Here is a 24,377-nt window from a genome sequence, read left to right on the forward strand (position 1 = left end):
CCCATCACCTTCATCTTTATTTACTTACTAGCTTTCTTCCACTCATCGTTGGCCTGCTGCTCGATCTTCTGTCCGCCTTGCTGGTAGTATTTCTGTACAAACTCATCAAACTTGTCGACGGACCACACACCTGTCACAATCTTCACGAAGTACTCTGTCCACAGCTTCTTCTCCAGATCTGGATAGTCCAGCTCGGCCGGAACTGTCTTCCAAAGCTGATTCTTAACAATGTCCTTTGAAGCGATTTCCAACGCCGCCCGCACTTTATCGTCTGTCCAACGACGGTCTGTTACTTGCACAAAGCGAACAGGGTTAGAGAAACCTTTTTTGTATAGATCGGAATAACTGGATGTTTGGGCAATTAAATTTTTACTCTTGTCAAAAGTGTAATCCACGTTATTTTCGCCATAGGTAAGCAGATCCACCCCGCCGTTCGGGTCATCACTGACCGACCAATCCAGCATTTGAATGAGTCTTTCTGGTTCTTGCGCCTTCGCACTTATCGCACGCAGCGCTCCTCCCGAATAAGGATTAACCTGCGGCCAGCCCAGCTTGCCGTCGGGGCCTTTCACCCGATTAATCATAGCAATATTCGCTGATGGCACCACTTTCAGCAGCGAAGTGTAATAGCCGCCGCCAGTCGCATTGACTGCAAAAGCATCGCCTTCAAAAACGCCGACCTTAGAATTCACGATCCTAGCCTCTGACTGCTTTAATTCCATGACAGGGAACTCCGGGTCAATCAGACCTTCTTTATACCATTGCTGTAGAACGGCTAAAGCTTTCTTCGCCTCAGGCGTCACAAAGCTTTTGACAATCTTTCCATCTTTCTCTGTCCAGAAGACGGGGCCGTTTAGTGCGATGCCAAAAGCGCCAAAAACCGTATTAAACAGCGAGGATTTGTTGCCGCCAAACCCATACGTATCATTTTGACCATTCTTATCCGGATCCTTGAACGTGAACGCCTTGAGAACTTCATGCAGTTCATCTAAAGTAGTCGGTTGCTTCATGCCGAGTGCATCCAGCCAGTCCTGTCTAATCAACAAGCCCGCCGTATTCGGGGAGTTGAATGACTCCTGCCTAACCCCTTGCGGAATCGCGTAAATTTTGCCATCAAATTTGACGCCGTCCCAACGCTCTTTCGGAATGTACTTCATCAAGTGCGGCGCTTTTGCCAGCAAATCATCCAACGGCTTCAATAGCCCTTGATTCACATACTGCGCAAGCTGTGTCGTATCCACACTGAAGTAATCCGGTATCTCACCAGAGGATACCAAGAGATTCAGTTTCGTTTTGTATTCATCGCCGGAAATCATGCTAATTTTGTAATCTATACCCGGTATTCCTGCCTTCTCCATCAATGAAATAATTTTCGGCTTCGCTTCTCCACCGGTGTCCGGATATTCCGGGATCCCGTAATTAAAGAACATATTGAAAGTAACCGGCTTCGTGGAAACTGGGCTGGAAGATGACGCGCTTTTTCCTTGCTCATTGGAGCCGCAACCAGCAGCTACTAATCCTGCAAGACAAGTGACACACAATACGGAACCCATTTTACTCATTTTTTTCATAAGAACACCCCTTTTATGATCTTCAAATTATGATTTCACAGAGCCTAACATGGTGCCCTTCATAAAGTACTTCTGCAAAAACGGATACACAGCAAGAATAGGTACGATTGAAATAATGACGGTAGCCGCTATCGCGGACTCGGCAGCAAACGTCGTAAACTGACCGGTATCGGTCGCCAATTGCTGGCCAGCAATAATTTCTTTTAATAACAACGGTAGGGTAAATAGCCTTTTATCATTCAAATAAATCAACGCTTGCATAAAATTGTTCCACAGGCCGACGCACTCCCAGAGTGCTATCGTCGCAATAACCGGCTTACACAGCGGTATAATAATGGTGAAGAACGTCCGCAGCGGATTCGCTCCGTCCATGGCAGCCGATTCCTCAACCTCTTCCGGAATGGTCCGCATAAAACTTTGCATAACAATGACGTTAAAAGCAGAGATCATACCCGGCAGCATGAGCGCCCATAGGGTATTCGTTAATCCTAAGCTTTTCACAAGTAAATAGGTAGGAATCATCCCACCGCTGAAAATCATCGTAAAAATAACCAGAAGCGTGATGACCTTAGCGCCAGGCAAGCTTCTTTTATTTAACGCATAAGCCGTTGTCGCTGTAAACAGGACATGCAGGAACGTCCCTATGACGGCCACTAGAATACTATTTCGATACGCCAGCCAAATAAAGCTGGAAGCCAGTACACTCTTATAAGCATCCAGCGTAAAGCCTCGCGGAAAGAAGAACAACCCGCCTTGCATGGCGCCAGCCGCCGAGCTTAATGATATGGATATTTCATGCCATAAAGGATAAAACGTCACGATACTCAGCATAGCCAGAAACAGCACATTCCCTACTTCAAAACTGCGTTCACCCCAACTTATACGCATTCCCATCCACCTCCTTACCACAATCCTCGTTCGCCCATACGACGTACAAGCCAGTTCGTAAACAGCAGCAAGCATAAGCCTACAACCGATTGGAAGAGCCCTGCAGCCGTAGCAAACGAGAATCTGCCCATCGTAAGCCCCACACGGTACACATACGTATCCAGCGTGTCCGCTACATTATAGACGAGCGGGTTATATAAAATGTAAATCTGATCGAAGCCGACATTCAGAATTTGTCCCGTCCGCAAAATCAGCAGCACGACAATCGTCGATGCAATGCTCGGCAGGGTCACATGACGGACCAGCTGAAAGCGATTCGCACCATCAATTCTAGCTGCTTCATACAGCTCCGGGTTCACGCCGGCAATGGCGGCTAAATAAATGACTGTTCCCCAGCCAACTTCCTTCCACATTTCCGAACCGACCAAAAAGCCCCGGAATACCTCTGGATTCATGAGCGGCGACGCGGACATGCCCAGCAGCTTCGCTACCCCCGTATCTACCGAAAATACGGAGAACAGAATACTTCCAAGCACAACCCAAGAAACAAAGTGCGGAAAATAGATAATCGTCTGCACGATGCGCTTGAATACGCCGTTGAACAGCTCATTGAGTAGAAGCGCAAGCACAATCGGTGCCGGAAAGTTAAACAGCAGCTTATAAAAGCTGATAATCAACGTATTCCGAAGCGCCACCCAAAAGTCTGGCGAGTCGAACAGAATGCGGAACCATTTTAACCCTACCCAAGGACTACCGAATACACTTCCCGCAATCTTGAAATCTTGGAAAGCGATTGCAATGCCGCCCATCGGAATGTACTTAAAGAGAAGAAAATAAATGACACCAGGCAGTAGTAAAACATAATAGTACTTGTGTTTATGGAACGACTTCCTAAAGGCGGATGATCTTGCACGAGGTCTTGCATTTACAACCGCGCCATGCGATACCTTCATGGGATGACTCATCCCATCCCCTCCTCTCGACCGTGTGTTACACATGCTGTTGTGTACGCTTTCATCGTAGCGGGGAGAGGCTATAAAAAAAATCCTCAGTTTGCAATAAACATGAGGATTTCATGATATAGGTCCAGCCAATGTTAGAAATTTAATATAACTATCCGTTTTTCTAGATGCTTTTACGGTATTCGCCGGGCGTCATGCCTTCATACTTTTTGAAAAACCGAATAAAGCTCTGCACATCATGGTAGCCAACGGCCTGACCAATTTCTTGCAGGGAATCATTTCTCGTGCTCAGGAGCTCTTTACTTTTCTTAATCCGGAATTCCGTTAAGTATTCCAACATGGATTTCCCTATTTCAGCTTTGAATGTACGGCTCAAGTGGCCGCTGCTGACCCCAATGCGCTCTGCGATCTCCGTAATGGACAGCGGGTTTGCATAATGCTCTTCCATATATGTAATCGTTTTGGCTACATAGGAATTGGTGACCTGCTTGTCCTGCAGCGTTTCTAGGAACGCAATGATTTTATGAATATGGGTGATCATAAACTGATGCAGCTCATCATTATTTTGGCATTCGTTCAGCTTAAAAATATCGGCTTCCTCATGTAAACTTCCAATGTCATAGCCTTCCTTGAGCAATTCAGTCAGCACTGAACTCATGAGGACAACAATCATGCCCTGCAGCTTTTCGAGCGGATATTTCGATTTATAGATATACTGTTCAAAAAGTTCACCAATGCACTGATTCGCCTTCTCGCGGTTCATCGTTGTGACGGCGTGAATCAACTGCTTTTGCAGCGACAGCGGGTAAACAAACTTCAATTCACTTTTATGATCCTGTAAAAAGACGATGTCATTGCGGTTGATAACTGCTTTGTAGTTCAACATTCTGCGTATCTGCTCGTAAGCAAGATGCAGACGTTCAGGTGCATCCGCGTCGCTTACAATCAGTTGAAGCGATACGTTCAGTTCTCCCTGCCCCACCGCGTTCATTTCTGCGTAAGATTGATGAATAAGCTCTCGTACACCTGGGTCCATGCCTTTTTGCGGTAAATTAACGATAAAGCCCAGCTTGCTCCGTTCCAATATCGTCCCCTCCACGGGCAAATACGCCTTCAACGTTTCCAAAACCATACTATAGATAAAAAGATTGCGTTGCGGGTCCTCCGCATCCTCCGATTGCATATCATCAAACACAACGACGATGACGGCATAGTTAGCTTCCGTAAACATGAGACCAACTTGTTCCAACCGCGCTGAAATCGTTTGTTTGTCTGAAATTTTATTACGTAAAATATCCGAAATGAGGTGATCCTTCATCACCGGCTCATTTTGTTTGATCGTCGCCATCATGGAGCTGATGGCCCCACTGACGAGCATGTACTCATCGGAAGATGATTTATTACCTCCTACGCCAGAGAGTACTTCCATCATTTTCTTCCATGGATTGTACATCTTAACCGCAAACGCATAAGCAATAACCAAGCCGATCAAGAACACGAACAAGACAATTGTAAGGAGCTTGGACAGCTTTTCAACCAGCTTCGCCTTGTAGCTGGCATAAGGGATCAAGTTGACAAGGGTCCAACCGTTCCCTTTCATCGTGGCGATATGAGCAAAATACGTCGTATGATCCAGAACGATTTTCTGCATCGTGCCTGACGATGGTGCTGCATCGCCATCTGCGATAACCTGGTGAATCGCCTCGTTCTCCACTTGCGGATGCGACGATATGACAAAACCACTTGGATCCACGATGAAAGTGCGCTCTTCATCCCCGATGTTTAAGTTGTACATCGTATTTAGAAACATCTTCTTTTGCATATTAATGACCAGCGTGCCTAGCGGCTTACTCTCAGTGACGGGAATATCTTTATAGAAAGTGACATAGTCTTCCCGAACCTGATACCAAAAATGGGGCCGGCCTTCTTTGCGAATCTGGGTTAAGACTTGCTGATCGTAAAATTCATCTGCATCAAATAGCCCTTCATTTGAAGTCATAAAACGTTCATTCAAAGCACTGTAAATATACACCGAGTAAAACAAATCATTGGAGTTAATCTGACTGCGCAGCTGCTCCTTCAAACTATAGTAGTCATACATCGTAAAGGCGTTAGGATTTTTTAACATGTTGTTCATATCCGGCAAGAAGGAGAGTTGGAGGGCAAAATAATTAATCTGGTCAATTAAATTATCCAAATTTTTGGAAGTTCGCTGGATGCTGGCATTCGAAGTCTGCTCAATTTGGGAAGATAAATCTTCATTAATCGTATACGCATATACGGAAACAATCATCGAAATTGGAATGAGAACGGTAATGAAGTAGGAGAGCAGCTGTTTTCGAAATAAGGAGCGATTGAAAAACAGTTTGTTTGTAAACCCTTTCAATAATTTCCCTCCCAACATGTAGATTACAGCATATCTTAGACAACTGCCTCCCCTTTGTCAATGTTCAAAAACAAGCATGGATTCCGAATTTGTGATATCAAGATCACCGCTATCGGATGAATTTTCACTAAAATGGAAAGCTAGCTTGACATCATTTAGGTTGCACGATATACTACAACCATGGAAAGCTAGCTTTCCGTTAGGAGGATAAACGCAGTGAAGAACCGTTTAGAAGATATCCGCAAGCAACGCGGAATTAAGCAAGAAGAATTGGCTTTGGCTCTTGAAGTGTCCAGGCAAACGATCGGTTCACTGGAAAACGGACGTTATAACCCATCGATCCTCTTAGCGTTCAAAATTGCTCGTTATTTCGGTATGAGTATCGAAGAGATCTTTATTTATGAGGAGGATGAAACTGTATGACAAAAACGACTTCATCTTATATTCTTGCCGTCGTAGGCTTAGCACTACTAGTAGTTGGTCTGTACTTCATCAAAACAATGGAAGATCCACAAGGTATTTTGCGAGCGTTGCCCTATATCTGTTTCGGGCTTGGCAGTAGTATTTTCGGTCACAGTATGGGAGAAATCCTCGTCCTACACGCTATGAGGAATAATTCCGCCGCTGCCAAGCAGCTAGAGATTGAAATGAAAGATGAACGTAATTTGGCCATCGCTCAGCGGGCAAAAGCGAAAGCATATGACATGATGGTCTTTATGTTTGGAGCCTTGCTTACTCCACTTGCCTTGATGGGTATAGATTTAATCGTGTTACTGTTATTTGTTTTTGCCTACATGTTTATCATTGGATATTGTACTTATTACCGTTACAAGTACTATAAAGAGATGTAAATTCAGGTACTAATGGGAATTGCAAAATCATATTTGACCCATAGTAATGATAAGGAATGATGAGGATGACGAAATTATTTTATAGTGGATTAAAATACGGAGAAAACGATGTTGTTATAAAAATATTTGTAGATATACAAAATGATTGGATTGAGATAACGCATACCAAGGAAGTGTCTCAAGTAATGAATAAATCAACAGGTGAATATATCATCGTAAATCGAAGTACCTTGAAATTTGAGGCTGTTTCCTAGTAAGGCTTAGCTTATAAATGCGAAAAAGATACCCAACCATAGCCTTCTGATTCCTAGCTCAAATGTATAGAAATTATTTATATAAGGTTTCCCGTAAAAATAAATAGCCTGCCCAGCAGTCTTTATCAGACATACGGGGCAGACCATGAAGTTAACGATGTTTTAGTTGCATAACAATATATCCGTATAATAATAGCACGGTCCTGGTTGCTCTGTTTTATGTATGGCAACTGGCAATACGTATACCGATAGAGGTGCGTTCTCTCTATGTGCAACAATTTCAAGCTCATGGCTTCCGGCAGGTAAGGTTATTTCTATCCGCTGGCTCTCCGGGGCTCTGTGATATGCAGGCATAAATTCTTCTATCTTACTACAATGAATGACCGTGTTACCGTTAAGCTTTGCAGAAACAAGCCCATTGGAAGCCACGATGAGCTTGACCTTACGCTCTGATGGATTACAAAGCAATGTTTGAGCACGATATACGCCGTTATTCTCCGTATTCAAGATCGTTTCCCATTCGATACGATTTCCTTGGCATATCGCATGGACGCCTTTTTCGTCATTAGGGCCCCATATTGTCCATTCTGTAGCAGAAACTAAGTGTATCGTTTCTTTCCACTGAGACCAAATTGCATTGTCATGTATTCTTGTAACCACTGCTGCCAGTTCGTAAGTAGAAGTGGCCATGCTAGTGGAACATACGTCAAAGGTAAAACTGGAGGAATTACCCCCTGTGATTCTAAACGATTGTTCTTTCGTACCCTCCCAGCCGTTAGGTAGTTCTAGGGCCAAGATTCCTTGCCACGTTTCTGTCGAGCGGTTGGTGATCGTTAGGTTAAGTTGCTTACGCTGATTCCGACCTATGGAAGGCCCGTTCTCGCCATAATCTACTTCTAGGACAAGACTAAGTGCTTCAATTGTATTGTTCGGCAGCAACCTGCGATCGATTAACACATTCCTATTCACTAATTCGTTAAGGGACTCGTTCAAGTTCATTCCTAATGTCTTATCTCCGAAATCAGTATGATGCCCCGGAAGTACAACGATATTCGTATCCCAGACGGCCAGAACCTGCTTCCCTATACGGATTGTTCGGTTCGTCAGCTCATCCAGATTAGTTGGAGCCGGAAATCCTTTGATAGGTGGGCTAACAACGACACGATCACCTACTGGCTTCACCCACTTCTCAGGTAATCCTTCCGGTCCGACGATCATACCGAGTATGGCACCCAGGGTAGCCGCCGTACAATCCGTATCGTATCCACAATTAACTGCTTTTAAGATTGCATCTTCGAAGCTGTTGCCATATAACCAACCCAAGATCGTAAATGCGATGTTCTGAGGGGCATCGGTGAAGTTATCGTGACCATGATGTTTCAAGATCAGTTCGCGCGCCTCCAACCAATCTTTCCCCTCACGATGCCATTTTAGTAGATCAACCAATGCTTTCGCAGTTCGGCAAGACGGAGGGATATAGGCCATACCGATGGCAATCAGTTTGTCTCTGTCTTTCTCCATGAAGATTGCGCTTTCAATCGCAGCGAAAAACATTTCCCCGTAGACCCCTTCTCCTCCCGCATGATCTACAACAGCATCTTGGTAGGCAAAATGAGCAGCAACGTGAGGAGCACCTGGCGAGACCATCGCCCAGATTTCAGATCGAATAGGAGACCCCATGCAATCGATAAATGGGTTGTTGAACACTCCGGCAACAGGTGGCACGAGACCTCGTCTCAAATTCGTTAATGCATACCCATACTCGTCAAAGGGAAAGAAAACGTGCTCTACCCATTCTTGACCTAGTTCCTTACAGGTGAGCTTCGGTCCGTATTGTTCAAGTGCATGTAGCCATACGAGCTGTAAATCCAAATCATCGTTCTCAAGTGGACCATCTGGAAGTACAGGATAGAAATCTAGATGTAATAGCTCTTTTTTTCCTTCTACTGGAGCTCCTAATGTACCTCCAATATTTTTACCCAGCCAACCCCCATACACGGTTCTATAATAATCATTTTCGTTTAAGATATTGATGCTCATAGGTTTGTCTCCTCCAATTTGCTATAATGACGGTAAACTGCTCGATCGGAATTCAACGTAATTATAATATCGTGTGCAAGCCGATACCATGGAGGATATTGATATGTCGCAGAGAAAAAAAGAGGCAGTTGACATGTATTATTCGTTATCAAGGCTCTCCGCACTTGATGTGAAATGGGCTGATTTATTCGATGCGAATTCAGCATCCTTCCAAAGAACGCATGAAAATCCATTTTATCAGCTGATTGTTGCCGTTGAAGGACCGATTAGGATTGAGGCCAATCATCAACGGTACACCTTGCAATCAGGAGAATCGCTTCTTCTACTCCCTTGGGAAAAACATACGGGATGGGACCGAGGAGAGCGACAGGGTTTGTTTTTTTGGACGCAATTCTCATCGGATCCTGAGCTCAGCCCATTTAACAATACTAGCGTACCTGACCTTAATATTGTCCATAGGGAAAAAACGGAGTTGCGGACAACCGCTAACAGTCATGAGGATCTTCTTGTTATTCCTAAGCTCCATCTATCTAAGCGCAGGTTTCATTTGCTTGAGCTCTTTGAAAAACTTGTGAGCGAATCGAATTCGCCAAAAGGCTATTTTCGATTTCACCAAACGCTGTTACTTGGGGAAATCCTACGTTCAATCGGAAATGACTTCCTAGAGCAAAGCCACCACGACACCACCTTTCCAGTGTCCTATATTACTTATCGAAAACTAGTCAACCAATTGAATAATTACTTTGATAAAGATATAAATAGAGGAAATTTAGAATCGAGCTTGGACCGAAAATATGAATATTTATGCCAAGTATTCAAGAAGTATTCCGGAACCACAATCGTCCATTATGTACATCAATTACAAGTGCAAAGAGCCAAGCATTTGCTGCTTAGCTCTGACAAGACAATTGGAGAAATTGGGGAAGAAGTAGGGATTCAAGACAGTTTTTATTTCAGTCGGATATTTAAAAAGTTTGAGGGGTTATCTCCGCAGCATTTCCGAAATCAGTCGCAGCTACCCAACACTTAAAACTTTTTCATTATATTCATCTGCAAGGGTTTAGCGTTCTTGCGTAACCCCCAATTCAAAAACACCACACTGGAAATGACACTCCCCGCTCCTATTCCCATCGCAAAGGTGAGTTCTTCGTTCATGAACAGTGCACCTACAAACATCGCGATGACAGGTGAAACAAACGTGAATGTGGTAGGAAAGACGGTATTCGTGACACGAAGTAACCAATAAAAAATAGAATAGCCTACGACGGAACCAAAAATGGTCAAGTACGCGAGTGCCCCGAAAGCTGCTGGGGAATACTTACTTGGAGTCACATGCTCTACGCAGAGCGAGAGCAACAGTAAAAACAAACCACCCACTACCATCTGCAAACCATTACTGGTCATGGAAGGTATAGAGCGTGTATGTTTTTGAAACCGAGTCAGCGCAAGTGCATAGATAAACTTCACGAACAAAACCAATGCGATCCCTACATAGGCCAGTTTCAGTTCTCCATTTGATGTCTCATGGCTAGTACCTGTTGCGACCAAGTACGTACCCAAAAAGCCAAGTGCAATTCCGATCATAGGATGTACACTTCTTTTTTGTTGACCTGTCGACATGGCCAGCAAGGCAGTAAAAATAGGACTAGTACCCGCAAGTATCGCTACTGTTCCAGAGGACAGATACTGTTCTGCCCAATACACTGCCCCAAACTGAATCCCTGTTAATCCCAACCCTCCCAGGGTGATTTCTTTCACTTGTTGCCTGGTCAGTTGCTTAAGTGATTTCGCTCCCCCAAGTAAGAACAAAATGATTAGCCCTGCGAGGAAAAAACGGGCGCCCGCAAAGAAAAAAGGAGGCATTCCTCCTTCGATTCCAATCTTGATCGACAGAAAAGTCGTCCCGAAAATTAAACACATAGCCATGTACGCGATCATCATCTGTAGTTGCTCCCATCCTGTTGGTCTTAGATTCACCTTTATCAAATCATATACTCGCTAGAACAGTAAACGACATGATATAACAGTTAGCAGGAAGGAGTGAGGGATGGCGATGAATATTTCGTTAGATCGTAAATCACGCGTTCCACTGGCTGAACAAATTCAATTGGCCTTGGCAGAGCGCATCCGTTCAGGCTTATATCAAGCAGGCGATCCTCTTCCATCCGTGCGACAATTGAGCCGTGAAATTGGCGTTAGCTTGATGACTGCCGTCCATGCTTACGAGAAGTTAGCAACCAATGGGTATGCACAACGACATCACGGTAAGGGCACGTTCGTTCGAATTCCAAGTTCGGAAAAAGACGAGATTTTAGAGGAAACTACCCCAAAACCTTCTTATGAATGGCAATTGGCCATTCCCGACTATCTAGGAAGGTCGATGTTCCGGCATGTAGGGGCTGTAAATCGCAAAGATGTGAAATACCCCCTACATCGGATTAAACTGCATACGGAGGAGCTCTTGCCCCTCCAACACTTTCAACGGGCACTTCAACATGCTTCCTCTGATCGAGCGGCGATTGGAGATTATGCACCTGCCGCAGGAGACGAAGCATTGCGTATCCAGCTTGCATCTTTTCTCCAGCATAAGAGTTCTTCGCTCACAGCATCCGAACTGTTGATTACAACGGGAACCCAGCAAGCCATTGATCTCGTCGCTCGAACGTTCCTTGGACCTGGGGATCTTGTCGCAGTTGAATCTCCTACATACCCCGGTGCTTTGGATGCATTTCGCTCACGTGGAGCTACCCTAATTCCCATTCCTACCGACCATACAGGCATGAGGCTCGATATTCTTCAGCAGTTGTGCGACATTCATCCCCCTAAGATGATCTACACACTGCCCACTGGCCAAAACCCCACAGGTAACGTCATGTCTATTCAAAAACGCATGACTTTGTTGGAGATCGCCCAGAGCTACAACACGTTGATTGTGGAAGATGATCCCTGGGAGGAGCTTTACTTCGAGGATGTGCCACCGCGTTCTCTTTTTAGCTTGGATCGCACCGGACACGTGATCTATATGAAGGGATTTAGCAAATCATTTGCACCAGGTCTCCGTCTATCCGTAATCGCGACAAGAGGTTCTGTGTACCAACGCTTACTTCATGCAAAAGCAGTGACCGATTTAGCAACCCCTTTATATAACCAGCGCATTTTGCTTCACTTGCTGGAACAGAACATGCATGACCATTTTTACAAGGTTCGTGGTCAACTAATAAAAAGACGTGACGAGATACATCAACTTTTGAAGCGGCATGCCCCCTCCGTTTGGACTTGGACACCACCGGCTGCCGGCCCCTTTTTTTGGCTGACATCGACAGTGGACGTGAACACGGATGCCTTGTTTGTCGAGGCCGAACGCCAAGGCGTTTTATTTTTCCCCGGCTCCTTTTTTTATCCAGGAAATCCCGAGAGAAATAGTCTACGAATCGGCTTTGCAACTCTGCCAGAAGCGCAAATTCACGAGGCGATTCTGACGCTCTGCCAGCTTTTGCATCATGTAGATCCAACTGGCACGGAAATAGGCTGCCGCAATTAATTTCTGCGGCAGCCTATTTTAGTCACTTAATAACTCAATCATTCTTCACTAGCTCAATCCAAACGTTACTCCATGCCAGGATAGCGTCCACCGTACGCTTTTGGACTAACCGCATCAATTTGGGCTAAATCCTCGGAAGTAAGTTGAATATTGACGGCCCCAATATTTTCTTCTAGGTATTGGCGACGTTTGGTGCCCGGAATTGGCAATGCACCTTTTGCTATAGTCCAAGCTAATGCCAATTGTACAACCGTGCAGTTCTTTTCTTTCGCAATTTCGCCTAACTTGTCCACGATGTCAACATTTCTTTGGAAGTTTTCACCTTGGAAACGCGGCAAATTTCTGCGAATATCGTCAGCCTTTAAATCCTCGAAATTGCGAAGTTCATTGGTAATGAAACCTCTGCTTAATGGGCTGTACGCCACAAATGTAATTCCCAGCTCGTTGACGGTAGGAATAATCTCTTCTTCCACGTCACGGCTCCACAGTGAGTATTCTGTTTGAAGGGCCGTTATGGGATGCACGGCATGCGCACGGCGAATGTTGGATGCATCAGCTTCGGAGAGTCCCAAATAACGCACCTTCCCAGCCTTGACGAGGTCAGCCATTGCTCCGACTGTCTCTTCAATTGGCACATTCGGATCTACACGGTGCTGATAATATAAATCAATATAGTCAAGATTAAGACGACGTAAGCTCTCATCAATTGCGGTCTTTACGTAATCCGGATGCCCTCCAATGAAAGACCAATTCGGTCCAAAAGTGAACTTCGAAGCAACAATAGCTTGTTCTCTGCGGCCTTTGAGCGCTTTACCGAGAAGTTCTTCATTATGACCATTTCCATACGTATCGGCTGTATCCAGCAACGTTACACCAAGATCAAGTGCACGATGAATCGTTTGAATAGACTCGTCATCATTAATTGTGCCATAAATGCCAGGCGACATTCCCATCAAACCCAAACCGATTGTAGAAACGTCAACGCCAGTATGACCAAGCTTTCTTATATGCATAGTAGATAACCTCACTTTTCATTAGATAACCTTCGCTGATTATCATATCACACTAAACTTACAAAATAAACAAAAAGTACGTTTTTTGTCTACTTTGTAATTTGTGTATAATAATTAACACATAAAAGGTATAATGGTTGCGAGGGGGTAATGATTTGAGTACAGATAAAAAACACGAGGTCCGCGCTAAGCTAGTTATGAAGTTGATTCCCTATTTGCGAAAGAATGGCATCCAATCCATTCGCATGGAGGAAATCGCCAAAGTAATGGAGGTTAGCAGAGCGACTTTATACAAGTATTTCTCAACGAAAGAAGAAATAATCGGTTTCATCGTTGCCGGTTTTATAACATATATAAATGAGCTCACTAGCTCCCATTATGATTCGGATCAGAGTTTCGGTTCCCGGTTTCAGCTCATATTCGAACAATCTGTTTCCCTTGTTGAATATTTCACAGAAACCTTTATTAAGGAACTCGAAACTAGCTATCCCGAATGGTATGTTCTATTTACGGAAGCTATGAAGCAGAGAGAACAGTTTTTATTGGCTTTTTATACAGACGGCATTCAAAAAGGGATATTCAATGATGTTAGTGGCAGGTTACTTATCGCACAGGATGAGATTCTTCGTGATATGTTCAACGTGAAATACCTTATGACGAATCAATTAACCGTTGAGCAGATCTTGACGGATTATTATCAATTAAAGAAAATACAGTTGTTTAAGCCTGAACGGCTTTCGGCCATTGACGATGCGGTCATGAAACGGAGGATTGAATATTTAACGCAAAAGATTACCAAAAATCTCTATTAATAATACAAAGCACTGGATATTTGGAAGATATTAAAAAAATAATTTATAAGAGGCTGTTCCCATGAGGAGCAGCCTCTATTATTTTCTTTTCAAGGTAACCTTTCCGTCAGACTCTGTTTTTCGAAAATGAATCCAATGTAATCACAGTCGGCCCGGATACAGGCGAACAGCAAGCCTCACTTGTTGATTCAACTGGGGCACAGCAGAGTGATATGTCACGTGATTCACCAGCACTTTCAAATACCGAGTCTTCTTTCGTATAAAATATTTCCCACGCATTTCCATCTGGGTCATAAACCCAGACTTTATCCTGAACGGCATAGCAGCAGGTCGTGTTCATCTCATCAATTAAAAGGAGCCCAGCATGGCGGAGACGCTCACCTATTGCCAGCACCTCTCCGGTGTCATTCACCTGGAACCCCATATGATTAAGCACGCCATTTTTCTCGAATGGACGAACGTTTATTGAAAAGTGAAGTGCTGGGTCTACAAGCTCGAATTTAGCGTAATTGTCTTTCACCTTGGTTGGCTCTTCTCCAAAAAAGGCTTTATAAAAATCGAGTGATTTTTCGAGGTTGCTACAGTTTACCGCTACGTGCATTCTTTTAATCAAATTATTTACCTTCTTTCACAAACCGCTCCATGCGGTTTTTAATGGAATCTCTGACCTCTCGAAATGTAGCCATGATTTCAATTTCTGTACCGCATGCTTTTGCTGGATCATCAAATCCCCAGTGCCAACGCTCGGCTTTATCATTGTGTACGACCGGACAATTATCGTTGGCATGACCGCAAAGTGTGATGATGTAATCAGCTTTCTGTAAGATCTCTGGATCGATTACATCAGAAGTATGATGGGAAATGTTTATACCAGCCTCTTTCATTACAGTCACAGCGCGGGAGTTAAGTCCGTGTGCTTCCAAGCCAGCACTTTTGACATCATATTTATCACCACCTAATGCTTTTAAAAATCCATCTGCCATTTGGCTTCTGCAAGAATTTCCTGTACAAAGAAAGTACACAAGCTTCTTATCCATTTTCTGTATCTCCTTTTTCATGTAAAAGTTTGTATGTTATTGCCATGAGTCCAACTGTACCGCCTATTGCAATCCCGGCAAAGCTTTTAACGGCTTTACCGTGTACAGCAGATCCTAAAATGACCATCATTAAGATAAACGTTAAAATAAACTCAAGAACAAATGATTGACTCTCGGTTGAAAGCGGAATCGTGGCTCCTAAATTTGCAACATTCCCAAATAGCAAAAGCAGGGTGTAACTGGCTGCAGCCGCTGCAGCAAACTGTATGACGATATAGTATAGGCCGTCTCTTGGAGTCATATCGCCCCTCACGCAAAAACCGATGGTAACCGCGGGATTAAAATGAGCACCGGACATATGCCCGAACGAATAGATAAGAGCCATAACGACAAGTCCGAAGGTGAGGGCGACGCCCACATGCGTAATACTCTTGGTGATGTCGTCAATTACCATCGCTCCTGGGCCAGCAAAGACCAAAAAATAAGTGCCAATAAATTCAGCAATCAACCTCTTCTTCATTGTTTCTCCCTGAGCATTAATCAAATAAAATTGATTTATAAATCAAAAAAATTTAGCAACAATCACTGCCGTCATTCCGAGCAGGTTTAAAAATACAGCACAATTGCTCAGAAAGGATTCGACTTACTTCAGTTTGATTTATTTCGTAGTAACTCCAAGTACCGCGTGTCTCCTTTGTAATCATCCCCGCATCCAACAAAATTTTCAAATGATAAGATAGTTTAGATTGAGGCATATCTACAATTTCAGTAAGATCACACACACAGGTGTTACCACGCTGAGTAAGTTCATACATGATTTGTAATCGCTTCTCATCGGCAAGTGCTTTGAATTTTGATTCATACTCTTTTAAAGATAGAATTGGCTCATTCACTGATGCAATCGGTATTTCTTTAATCATTGTCTACACCTTCTTTAGCATTAATAGTACAATTAATCAATTTTTTTTGATTTAATTTATAGTATCAATTTACCATCTTTTTCATAAGAGGTCAATTACTTAATCAAAAAATATTGATTTACCCTGGGCCCACGTGTGGTTCTGTTCAACCTGTGCACAAATGCCCATTCCATCGCATATGGTGAAAACAATGTATGATCCGATCACTCGGAGGAGTATCGTCCGAACTTTAATTTCAAAGGAGATAATCATATGTGGAATAGCTTCCCCTCATATCCCGATAACAGACGAGGGATTTCAAACATTTTTCAATGTATGAATAAATGGGTGACCATTCAGTTAGATGATGGGACCAATTTGCAAGTAAACGTGACCTCTGCCGATTTCTCCTATGCAACAGGATTTTTAACCCGCCAATCCTATCATTCATTCGTTTGCAACGGGACTGCCATTCAAAATTCACTACAAGCAGAGGCTTGCAAGGGTCAATGGGGCCAGCTTATTCTTCCCAATCATATTTCGCTCTCCTTTTATTTGACTCATTATGATGATCAAATGATTGGGGGTAGCTTACAATCGACTCAGCTTCTCGGACTATCCAACCGTGTCATTTCAGTTCAATGTTGAATAAACGTATAATCCCACTCGCCAAGTGTTAAATGTCCTTCTTTAAATAATAATGAGTATGTCCACCAACATTTTCTAAAGTTCCAAACTCATTTGATATATAGATTTCCATAAGATTCACTCCTGTTCATGAGATTAAGATATCATACATTCATTTAACAGGCTGCCCGGTTGTAATCCAGGCAGCCTATTTATCTACTCAATCAGCAAACCGAATTGATATTCCCCGAACGAAGCTTCTTCCATGTCGGCTTCTTTCGCATATCTAACACGGGATAGCAACACATTTTCCTTCAAAACATGCTCAAAACGCAGTAACGCTGCATTCAGCTTCTCCTCCACATCGAGAACGAGATGAACATGTTTTTCGATAGGGAGCCCTAGCTTTTTACGATAGTCTTGAACGGCACGTATGACTTCCCTTACGATACCTTCCTGTTCCAGTTCTTCGGTCAATGTCGTATTTAACGCGACTGTCATTTGGTAACCGGTTGCTGATGCAAAGCCATCATTCGCTAGTTTTTCCACAAGCAAATCTTCAAGCTGGATATGCAGCTTTTCACCATCAATCGTAACATCCAGGTGGCCATTGTCGATGGCCTCTTTGGTTTGTTCAGCGGAAAGCCGCTTCAAATAATTCTGCACAGGACCAACGAATTTGCCGTACTTTTTACCTGCAGACTTCAAGTTTAATTTGAAATTGTAGTGCACGAAGCCCGCATCACTCTGTACAACTCGGATTTCTTTGACGTTGATCTCATCTTTAATGATGTCTTCGAATTGACTCAAATTACCGTCACCATCCAATGAAATGAGCAACTCGGACAGTGGCATCCGGGTCTTGATTCCTGTTTCATTCCGGATATTGCGAGCCAATTCTACGATTCGTCGCACAGCTTCCATATCATTTTCAAGTAATACATCACGTACAGTCTCGTTCATTGTTGGATAATCGGTGAGATGAACACTTTCCATCCCTCCCAAATTAGCATACAAATCATCTGCGATGAGCGGTGCATACGGTGCTATCATTCGTGCAAGCGTCACTAGAACGTCACGTAACGTTTGGTACGCTGCTAATTTATCAGCGGTTAATCCGCTCCCCCAAAAACGATCCCGCGAACGCCTTATATACCAGTTGCTTAGTTCATCTACAAAGGATTCAATTTGCTTCGCTGGATTTAAGAAATCATAGACCTCCAACCCTTTTACAACATGCTGCAAGGTGCTATTCAATCTCGATAGTATCCAACGGTCCAATACATGTGTAGAAACCTGCCGCGGATGCTCATCGGGTTTATATCCATCAATCGTCGCATACAACGCATAGAAAGCATGTGTATTATTGATCGTATCGATGACTTTGGATTTTGCTTCAGCCACGATTTGTTTGGAGAAACGTTTGCTATTCCATGGTGCGCTATCGGATAACAACGCCCACCGGAAGGCGTCCGCTCCATATTCGTTAATGATCTCCCAAGGATCAATACCATTGCCCTTGCTTTTGGACATTTTTTGACCATTTTCATCGAGTACATGACCTGTTGATAAAACAGCCTTATAGGGAGCTTTCCCATTATAGAGGGTGGAGACGGCCAGTAAGCTGAAAAACCAACCCCTCGTTTGATCGATCCCCTCGCAAATCATATCAGCAGGATACTGTTCCTGGAATTGCTCTGTGTGTTCAAAAGGCTGATGATACTGGGCAAATGGCATGGACCCGCTATCAAACCAGACGTCAATCACCTCTGAAGTTCTTTCCATAACACCACCACATGAGCACCGAAGCTTTACTTTATCCACATAAGGTCTATGCAATTCAAGACTTTCCTCGATTGGATCGATTGACCGCTCACGAAGATCCTTATGGCTGTCTGGTGCATATTCCATTGAACAGTCTTGGCATACCCATACATTGAGAGGAGTCCCCCAATAGCGATTCCGACTGATATTCCAATCCACGAGATCTTCCAGAAATTTTCCAAATCGACCTTCACGAAGATGCGCAGGATACCAGGTGACTTTACTATTGTTCTCGATCAACTGTTCTTTGATGGCGGTCGTTTTGATGAACCAACTCTCCGTCGCATAATAGAGAAGTGGTGATTTACAGCGCCAGCAGAATGGATAGCTATGCTCATAACGTTCTTTCGAAAACAATAAATGACGCTCAGACAAGTTTTTAACTATATCGATATCGCAATCTTTCACAAACCGTCCTGCAAAATCAGTGATCTCATCGGTATAACGACCAGCCGCGTTTACAACATTCACGAAATCCAATTCGTGCTGGCGAACCGTGCGATAGTCATCTTCTCCGTGAGCTGGAGCAATATGCACGATGCCAGTACCGCTGGTGTCGCTGACATAGTCTGCGTCTACAACGATATGTCCTTTGCTCACTTGCAAATAGCCAAATGGTGCTAAATAGGAAGTGCCTACAAATTCAGAACCCTTATGCGTGGAAAGGATCTCATAGTTCTCTTTCATGACCTTTTCAACGAGTTGGCTTGCGACGATATACACTTCACCATTTTGCTTCACTTTGGCATAATCCAAATCTTTGTTCACAGCTAAAGCAACGTTAGCAGGCAGCGTCCACGGCGTTGTCGTCCATGCTAGAAAATGTTCCTGACCATTGCTACTTGTGAATTTTACGGTGGCACTCAGATCTTTAACATCTTCATACCCTTGCGCAACTTCGTGAGAACTAAGCGTTGTCTGGCAATCAGGACAATACGGGCTGACGCGATGCCCTTTATACAGCAGCCCTTTTCGATGAATGGTGGATAAAATATGCCATACACTCTCGATATAATCATTCGTCAGTGTAACATACGGGTTCTCCATATCCGTCCAGTAGCCGATCGCTTCGGTCATTTCACGCCACTGTTTCTCATATTCAAAAACACTACTTTTGCACTTCTCCACGAATTCGGCGATACCGTAAGTCTCGATTTCCTGTTTCCCGGAGATACCTAATCTTTTTTCCACACCTAGCTCCACTGGAAGACCGTGTGTATCCCAACCCGCTTTACGAACGACGCGGTAACCAGACATCGTTTTGTAACGGCCGATAAAGTCTTTAATGACACGACCAAGTACATGCCCAATATGAGGCTCCCCATTCGCTGTTGGTGGACCTTCGTAGAAGACAAAATTCGGTTTATTTTCCCGGTTTTCAATCGATTTGCGGAATGTATCGTTTCGTTTCCACTGCTCAAGAACACGGAGCTCACGGTTCCTTGCCATCTCTTTTACATCCACTTTTCTCATACTTCTCATCCTTCCTCTAGATACAACTTGATGTTCTTTTCATTGACGGCACCGTGGAAAAACGCAGAAAAATCCCGCCCCATAAGGGACGAGATTTCATCTCGCGATACCACCCTAGTTCCGTAATGATCATGCAACCCATGATCTTACGACACCTCTCACTACGTACCATCATACGCGTCCATTGTAACGGCTGGATCCCGGGTCAGCTTACTGAACTACTTCAGCTTTCCTTCTCGGAGAGGATTTTCGGCTAAGTCTTGAACGTTGGCTTTCAGCATGTGCCAACTCTCTGTGGAACAAGGGGATTAGCTTACTCTTTCTCGTCAATGAATTTTATTCGAACATTCAGTTAATTCATTTTTGCATCAAAATCACTAAATGTCAACATCAGTTGCTTGTGCTAAAATACGAATCCACCAACAAATGCTCCGAGTCATGCTTGGTACTAATTGGCGTATAGTACAGGTAAACCTGTGTTACAGGCCCTTTATTAAAATGAACTGTCCCTTGCCAAGCCGTCCTAAATCGACTTTCTGTATCACGAGGTTGGTTCGTTTCATATGGGTAGGATTGACTCGTATTCTCGATGGGGTACACATTCCCGTTTTGATCTTTTACGATATAGTTATGATACCCAGCACTTTCTGAAGGCCAGTACCGAACTATGAACGATTTGAAATCTTGGTTAACCACATTAAATACTAACTTCTGATTTTCTTGCAACCCTTTTCCTGGGTTATCTGACCTAAGCCAAAACATTTTATCATAATAGTTGTAAACTACCAGAGGGTTCTCTGCTTTGACTAGAAAGTTAAGAATGGAATTAGGAACACTCGATGTTGGCAGCTTCGAGAATTCCGTGTCACTACTGGAAGGTTCATTCGATTTCGGTGGAACAGCTGGTGTAGGTTGCGCGTTGGGATTGGTGCCAGGTTGGTATGAGGAAGAATCTTTATAGGGTATACCGGCGGTGGAAGACGTACGCTTCGTATCAATGACAATCGTATTCGTTTCGGATTCCCAGTCAATACTCATGCCAGTTGCATTTGCCAGCGCGTGGCGAAGGTTAGCGTGACACCACCAATAATCGCCATAGAAACTATCATTTTTTCACTTTGTTACCCCCTATTTACTTACATATTATTCCAACTAGCAATATTCGACATGATTCGCGATAATCCTTGTGGTTCACGCGACGTTTGTACTATACGCAAATGATGCTTGACATAATGACAATGATCCTTTACATTTTGTAATATATAAGTTGCATTTTCGAACTCCATTTCCATGATATACAGAGAGGCGGCTGTCTCGTGAAGAACCGCGTAAAAGAATTGCGTGCCCGCTTCGATTGGACACAGGAGGATTTAGCCAAACGAACCGGCATCACCCGCCAGACGGTCGGAATGATCGAGAAGAGCGATTACTCGCCTTCCACCTTGCTGGCTTTGAAAATAGCTCGAGTGTTCAAGGTGTCGGTTGAAGATGTGTTCTACCTGGAAGCACATGAGGAGCCTGAAGGAGGGATCATGGAATGAAGCTGGAACGATTGCTCCGTTCTCCGCTATTAGGCGCGTTTATTTTTCTTCTCGTCGGTGTCGCTATGCTGGTCCTTCATTACCGGGAATTCTCACCAGAGTGGCTGCGTTATACGATGACCACCTGTACGGTCAGTTTGGTTGTAATTTGGACGGCTCTGGTTCTCTTTCATAACAAACGTTATCCAAAGCGCCGCATTCGACTCGCGACTTTCATCCCGCCAGAGTTTCGTGAAGAAGATGAAGGCCAGCAATGGATCAATTACAAAGTTACCCGCCGGGTATATATGCTGTACTACTCAGCAATTCCACTGCTAATCGGGTTGGTCGTGTTGATACCAGACGGCAAGGCTGCCGCGATTGGGGGATTAACTCTTTTAGGAGCTCTTCAGCAAATTTTGTATTGGAAAGGGCTGCGAGATTGGGATCGTAGTTGACTCATTGTCACCATCTAGATAGGAGGAGGAAGTAAATGAATATTGAGGAGTATTTACAAGAATGGTCTTACTTGGCCGTGTTCGTCTTGTCAGCCTTGCCTTGGGTCGAATCGTCCGCGATTGTGGTGATAGCCATTGCGTTTGGGTTGAACTCCGTACTCTCCACGATTCTGGCGTTTGCTGGTAACTGGATGACTGTACTGCTCGTCGTGTTCTTGTTTGACCGCTGGCAGCAATGGAAAGAACGGAAGCGTGCCGCCAGAGGACAAGATAATGATCTATCTCAGGATAGCAAAAAAAGCAAACGCGCCCATAGTCTTTTCGTCAAATACGGGCTACCCGGTCTCTCCATTATTGGCCCCCTCCTCATCGGGACGGAGATCGCCGCCGCCTTCGGCATGCTTTTTAAAGCCCCGCGCCGCAAAGTTCTGATCTGGATGACCGTCAGCCTAGCTTTCTGGACGGTGTTATTCGCGGTCGGCGCGCATTTTGGACTTACTTTTATGACCTAGGCAATAAAATATATTTGAAAAAAAGGCAGCCAATCATTATGATGGCTGCCTTTTTTTTGTATTTATAGTCTTAATGTTCTATGAATGAAAGATGAAAAATCATTCGGCTTACGACCTAATATCCACGTTAAAACATTGGAATTACCGATAGATCCATGTTCATTGTAATGTTGAAACATCTTTAATGTTGTATTTATTTGATAGTCACCTGATCCACGCTTTTTTAATTGTGCTGCGAACATTTCGTCTTGAGGCGTTTCAACTTTGATTTCATGGCCAAAATGCTGTTCCATTGCTGCTATCATATCAGACAATGATAAATTTTGAGGTCCAGAAAGTTCATATGAAGCCCATGTATGTCCCGGACGAGTAAGAATGATTGCAGCTGCCTCGGCTAAGTCTTCTAAGTCAATCATGCATATGCGAGTTTCTTGAGTCGTAAAATACTTTTGTTGAAAGATACCTTTTTCACTAAGCATCTTCCAAGACTCGAGTATGTTCTGCATAAATATACCTGGCTGAATAATCGTATAGGGGATATCTGAATTCACCAGGAGCTCCTCAACCATGAGTTTTTTCTGATGATGCGGCATTTCTTGAATGACGGGATGTATGACGGAATGGAATACAAAATGTTCAACTTCAGCCAAGCGAGCTGCTTGTATGATTATTTGTCCGATTTGAACTTCATCGGGATTCATAGCTGAACAAATGTGGTATACAGCCCTAATTCCGACCAATGCCTCATCTACAGCCTTTTGATCCAGCATATCTCCTGTAACGACTTCCATCTCACCTAATGATTTAATGTCCTCGATTTGTTCCGTTCTACGAACCAAAGCTCTTATCCGCTCTCCTTTAGAAAGCAAAGCTTTCATTACTGCACGACCAGTTTTCCCGTTTGCTCCAGTTATAAGGATCATTTTCATTTCTCCTTTTTTTATAAAATACCGTATGACCAAGCTCGCCTTATAGTCATAGCTTTAACATGATCGAGCTCGTTTAATCTGAACTGGTTCCCCAGACTGGATACCGTCAATAGGCTTCCGGTGCGCTTACCGGAATTTAATAATGCCATCATACTGGATTTCATTTATTTATTCCAACGCATTTCATGCTATATCCTTATTGATTAGAAGGAATGAGTGAGATTCGAATTGAATGAAAATAGGGAGCAACTGTCGCGGCAGTTTGCTCCCTGTTATTGTGCTATCGTTGGCCGTTAGGTTAATCAACTATGCGTAATACCCGCCCTTAGAAAGATACTCTTGATGTTCAAGATAATGCTTATAAATCTTTCCGAATACCCTGTTTGCCATGGATTGTACTTGTTTGTCGTTCTTTAGTTTAACTACTTCATCCATCGGAGTGTCCATAGAAGTTTCGCCACTAATCAACTTATGGAGATCAACTTCAAATACTCCATCTAACTCCTTTAAGCAATTACCAAATCTATACGCTGCAACCGTACCTCTGATTTCCACTAATTCAAATTCCAAACAAATTGCCATTTTATTAGCCCCACTTCTCTTTTTTAACAACACCATCTACACGTGTGATTGAAGTAACGTTTCCAGTTAGCGTAATAGGGGATTTTCTTTGTTTGCATCTGGATAAGACTCAGCAATTCACTAAAACTTCTACAGTTATTTTTTCACTCGCGCGAGCATCAACACTTAGTACAAATTGCCATCCGCCTTCTCAAGAAT

The 24,377-nt window shown here is 43.6% G+C and carries 25 protein-coding genes and 1 other annotated feature; of the genes, 10 read left to right on the plus strand and 15 right to left on the minus strand.

Annotated elements, in window-relative coordinates; translation table 11 throughout:
* Positions 1 to 20: 20 nt before the first annotated feature.
* The 4 genes from AC58QT_RS21130 to AC58QT_RS21145 form a co-directional block, all read right to left on the minus strand.
* Positions 21 to 1,571 carry an extracellular solute-binding protein gene (locus AC58QT_RS21130; RefSeq protein WP_497410767.1) on the minus strand — a complete coding sequence of 517 codons (1,551 nt, stop codon included), beginning with the start codon at positions 1,569 to 1,571 and terminating at the stop codon, positions 21 to 23.
* Between the two features lie 27 nt (positions 1,572 to 1,598).
* The gene (locus AC58QT_RS21135) at positions 1,599 to 2,459 is read right to left on the minus strand and encodes a carbohydrate ABC transporter permease (protein WP_497410768.1); all 861 of its coding nucleotides are present in this window, start codon (positions 2,457 to 2,459) and stop codon (positions 1,599 to 1,601) included.
* Between the two features lie 14 nt (positions 2,460 to 2,473).
* Positions 2,474 to 3,424, minus strand: coding sequence for an ABC transporter permease (locus AC58QT_RS21140; protein ID WP_497410769.1), 951 nt, complete (start codon positions 3,422 to 3,424; stop codon positions 2,474 to 2,476).
* A gap of 160 nt (positions 3,425 to 3,584) precedes the next feature.
* The gene (locus AC58QT_RS21145; protein WP_497410770.1) at positions 3,585 to 5,807 is read right to left on the minus strand and encodes a helix-turn-helix domain-containing protein; all 2,223 of its coding nucleotides are present in this window, start codon (positions 5,805 to 5,807) and stop codon (positions 3,585 to 3,587) included.
* A gap of 216 nt (positions 5,808 to 6,023) precedes the next feature.
* Between AC58QT_RS21145 and AC58QT_RS21150 the strand changes: the two genes are divergently transcribed.
* The 3 genes from AC58QT_RS21150 (at position 6,024) to AC58QT_RS21160 (ending at position 6,912) form a co-directional block, all read left to right on the plus strand.
* Positions 6,024 to 6,230: a helix-turn-helix transcriptional regulator gene (locus AC58QT_RS21150; RefSeq protein WP_497410771.1), complete on the plus strand. Its 207-nt coding sequence runs from the start codon at positions 6,024 to 6,026 to the stop codon at positions 6,228 to 6,230.
* The gene (locus AC58QT_RS21155) at positions 6,227 to 6,658 is read left to right on the plus strand and encodes a hypothetical protein (RefSeq protein ID WP_497410772.1); all 432 of its coding nucleotides are present in this window, start codon (positions 6,227 to 6,229) and stop codon (positions 6,656 to 6,658) included. Before AC58QT_RS21150 ends, AC58QT_RS21155 begins: the two co-directional genes overlap by 4 nt.
* 65 nt (positions 6,659 to 6,723) lie before the next feature.
* A complete protein-coding gene (locus AC58QT_RS21160; protein ID WP_497410773.1) occupies positions 6,724 to 6,912 on the plus strand; it encodes a hypothetical protein in 189 nt (62 codons plus the stop codon).
* A gap of 162 nt (positions 6,913 to 7,074) precedes the next feature.
* On the opposite strand, the gene AC58QT_RS21165 is transcribed toward AC58QT_RS21160, so the two are convergent.
* Positions 7,075 to 8,952 carry an ADP-ribosylglycohydrolase family protein gene (locus AC58QT_RS21165; RefSeq protein ID WP_497410774.1) on the minus strand — a complete coding sequence of 626 codons (1,878 nt, stop codon included), beginning with the start codon at positions 8,950 to 8,952 and terminating at the stop codon, positions 7,075 to 7,077.
* A gap of 103 nt (positions 8,953 to 9,055) precedes the next feature.
* On the opposite strand from AC58QT_RS21165, the gene AC58QT_RS21170 reads away from it, so the two are divergent.
* Complete coding sequence (locus AC58QT_RS21170) at positions 9,056 to 9,982, plus strand: helix-turn-helix domain-containing protein (protein ID WP_497410775.1); 927 nt, start codon at positions 9,056 to 9,058, stop codon at positions 9,980 to 9,982.
* Here the strand turns inward: AC58QT_RS21170 and AC58QT_RS21175 are convergent.
* On the minus strand, positions 9,979 to 10,893 hold the full coding sequence (locus tag AC58QT_RS21175; protein ID WP_497410776.1) for a DMT family transporter: 915 nt from the start codon (positions 10,891 to 10,893) through the stop codon (positions 9,979 to 9,981). The two genes, AC58QT_RS21170 and AC58QT_RS21175, sit on opposite strands and share 4 nt — an antisense overlap.
* A 106-nt stretch (positions 10,894 to 10,999) precedes the next feature.
* Here AC58QT_RS21175 and AC58QT_RS21180 point away from each other — a divergent pair, with 106 nt between their 5' ends.
* Positions 11,000 to 12,493, plus strand: coding sequence for an aminotransferase-like domain-containing protein (locus AC58QT_RS21180; RefSeq protein WP_497410777.1), 1,494 nt, complete (start codon positions 11,000 to 11,002; stop codon positions 12,491 to 12,493).
* 65 nt (positions 12,494 to 12,558) lie between these two features.
* On the opposite strand, the gene AC58QT_RS21185 is transcribed toward AC58QT_RS21180, so the two are convergent.
* The gene (locus AC58QT_RS21185) at positions 12,559 to 13,506 is read right to left on the minus strand and encodes an aldo/keto reductase (protein ID WP_497410778.1); all 948 of its coding nucleotides are present in this window, start codon (positions 13,504 to 13,506) and stop codon (positions 12,559 to 12,561) included.
* Positions 13,507 to 13,661: 155 nt separating this feature from the next.
* Between AC58QT_RS21185 and AC58QT_RS21190 the strand changes: the two genes are divergently transcribed.
* On the plus strand, positions 13,662 to 14,318 hold the full coding sequence (locus AC58QT_RS21190; RefSeq protein WP_497410779.1) for a TetR/AcrR family transcriptional regulator: 657 nt from the start codon (positions 13,662 to 13,664) through the stop codon (positions 14,316 to 14,318).
* Positions 14,319 to 14,424: 106 nt separating this feature from the next.
* On the opposite strand, the gene AC58QT_RS21195 is transcribed toward AC58QT_RS21190, so the two are convergent.
* From AC58QT_RS21195 to AC58QT_RS21210, 4 genes are read right to left on the minus strand one after another with little or no spacing between them, the layout of a single operon-like run.
* The gene (locus tag AC58QT_RS21195) at positions 14,425 to 14,928 is read right to left on the minus strand and encodes an ArsI/CadI family heavy metal resistance metalloenzyme (protein ID WP_497410818.1); all 504 of its coding nucleotides are present in this window, start codon (positions 14,926 to 14,928) and stop codon (positions 14,425 to 14,427) included.
* Between the two features lie 4 nt (positions 14,929 to 14,932).
* Positions 14,933 to 15,355 carry an arsenate reductase (thioredoxin) gene (gene arsC, locus AC58QT_RS21200; RefSeq protein ID WP_497410780.1) on the minus strand — a complete coding sequence of 141 codons (423 nt, stop codon included), beginning with the start codon at positions 15,353 to 15,355 and terminating at the stop codon, positions 14,933 to 14,935.
* Positions 15,348 to 15,875 carry an MIP/aquaporin family protein gene (locus tag AC58QT_RS21205; protein WP_497410781.1) on the minus strand — a complete coding sequence of 176 codons (528 nt, stop codon included), beginning with the start codon at positions 15,873 to 15,875 and terminating at the stop codon, positions 15,348 to 15,350. Before AC58QT_RS21205 ends, arsC begins: the two co-directional genes overlap by 8 nt.
* A 52-nt stretch (positions 15,876 to 15,927) precedes the next feature.
* Positions 15,928 to 16,275 (minus strand): ArsR/SmtB family transcription factor, encoded by a 348-nt coding sequence (locus tag AC58QT_RS21210; protein ID WP_497410782.1) that lies wholly within the window; start codon positions 16,273 to 16,275, stop codon positions 15,928 to 15,930.
* A 252-nt stretch (positions 16,276 to 16,527) separates the two neighbouring features.
* On the opposite strand from AC58QT_RS21210, the gene AC58QT_RS21215 reads away from it, so the two are divergent.
* The gene (locus AC58QT_RS21215; RefSeq protein WP_497410783.1) at positions 16,528 to 16,902 is read left to right on the plus strand and encodes a hypothetical protein; all 375 of its coding nucleotides are present in this window, start codon (positions 16,528 to 16,530) and stop codon (positions 16,900 to 16,902) included.
* Positions 16,903 to 17,097: 195 nt separating this feature from the next.
* Here AC58QT_RS21215 and ileS read toward each other — a convergent pair whose 3' ends face one another.
* On the minus strand, positions 17,098 to 20,178 hold the full coding sequence (ileS, locus tag AC58QT_RS21220; RefSeq protein ID WP_497410784.1) for an isoleucine--tRNA ligase: 3,081 nt from the start codon (positions 20,176 to 20,178) through the stop codon (positions 17,098 to 17,100).
* A gap of 81 nt (positions 20,179 to 20,259) precedes the next feature.
* Positions 20,260 to 20,517, minus strand: a binding site (T-box leader).
* Positions 20,518 to 20,568: 51 nt separating this feature from the next.
* Entirely contained in the window at positions 20,569 to 21,216 is a 648-nt protein-coding gene (locus AC58QT_RS21225) for a hypothetical protein (protein WP_497410785.1), read from the minus strand.
* 278 nt (positions 21,217 to 21,494) lie between these two features.
* Here AC58QT_RS21225 and AC58QT_RS21230 point away from each other — a divergent pair, with 278 nt between their 5' ends.
* The 3 genes from AC58QT_RS21230 to AC58QT_RS21240 are packed head-to-tail and all read left to right on the plus strand — an operon-like array spanning position 21,495 to position 22,668.
* A complete protein-coding gene (locus tag AC58QT_RS21230; RefSeq protein ID WP_310499385.1) occupies positions 21,495 to 21,719 on the plus strand; it encodes a helix-turn-helix transcriptional regulator in 225 nt (74 codons plus the stop codon).
* Entirely contained in the window at positions 21,716 to 22,156 is a 441-nt protein-coding gene (locus tag AC58QT_RS21235) for a hypothetical protein (protein WP_497410786.1), read from the plus strand. Before AC58QT_RS21230 ends, AC58QT_RS21235 begins: the two co-directional genes overlap by 4 nt.
* A 35-nt stretch (positions 22,157 to 22,191) precedes the next feature.
* Positions 22,192 to 22,668, plus strand: coding sequence for a small multi-drug export protein (locus AC58QT_RS21240; protein ID WP_497410787.1), 477 nt, complete (start codon positions 22,192 to 22,194; stop codon positions 22,666 to 22,668).
* 62 nt (positions 22,669 to 22,730) lie between these two features.
* On the opposite strand, the gene AC58QT_RS21245 is transcribed toward AC58QT_RS21240, so the two are convergent.
* A complete protein-coding gene (locus AC58QT_RS21245) occupies positions 22,731 to 23,591 on the minus strand; it encodes an SDR family oxidoreductase (RefSeq protein WP_497410788.1) in 861 nt (286 codons plus the stop codon).
* A 312-nt stretch (positions 23,592 to 23,903) separates the two neighbouring features.
* Positions 23,904 to 24,179 carry a hypothetical protein gene (locus tag AC58QT_RS21250; RefSeq protein WP_497410789.1) on the minus strand — a complete coding sequence of 92 codons (276 nt, stop codon included), beginning with the start codon at positions 24,177 to 24,179 and terminating at the stop codon, positions 23,904 to 23,906.
* Positions 24,180 to 24,377: the final 198 nt, after the last annotated feature.

The sequence above is a fragment of the Paenibacillus sp. J31R109 genome, from assembly GCF_059692055.1.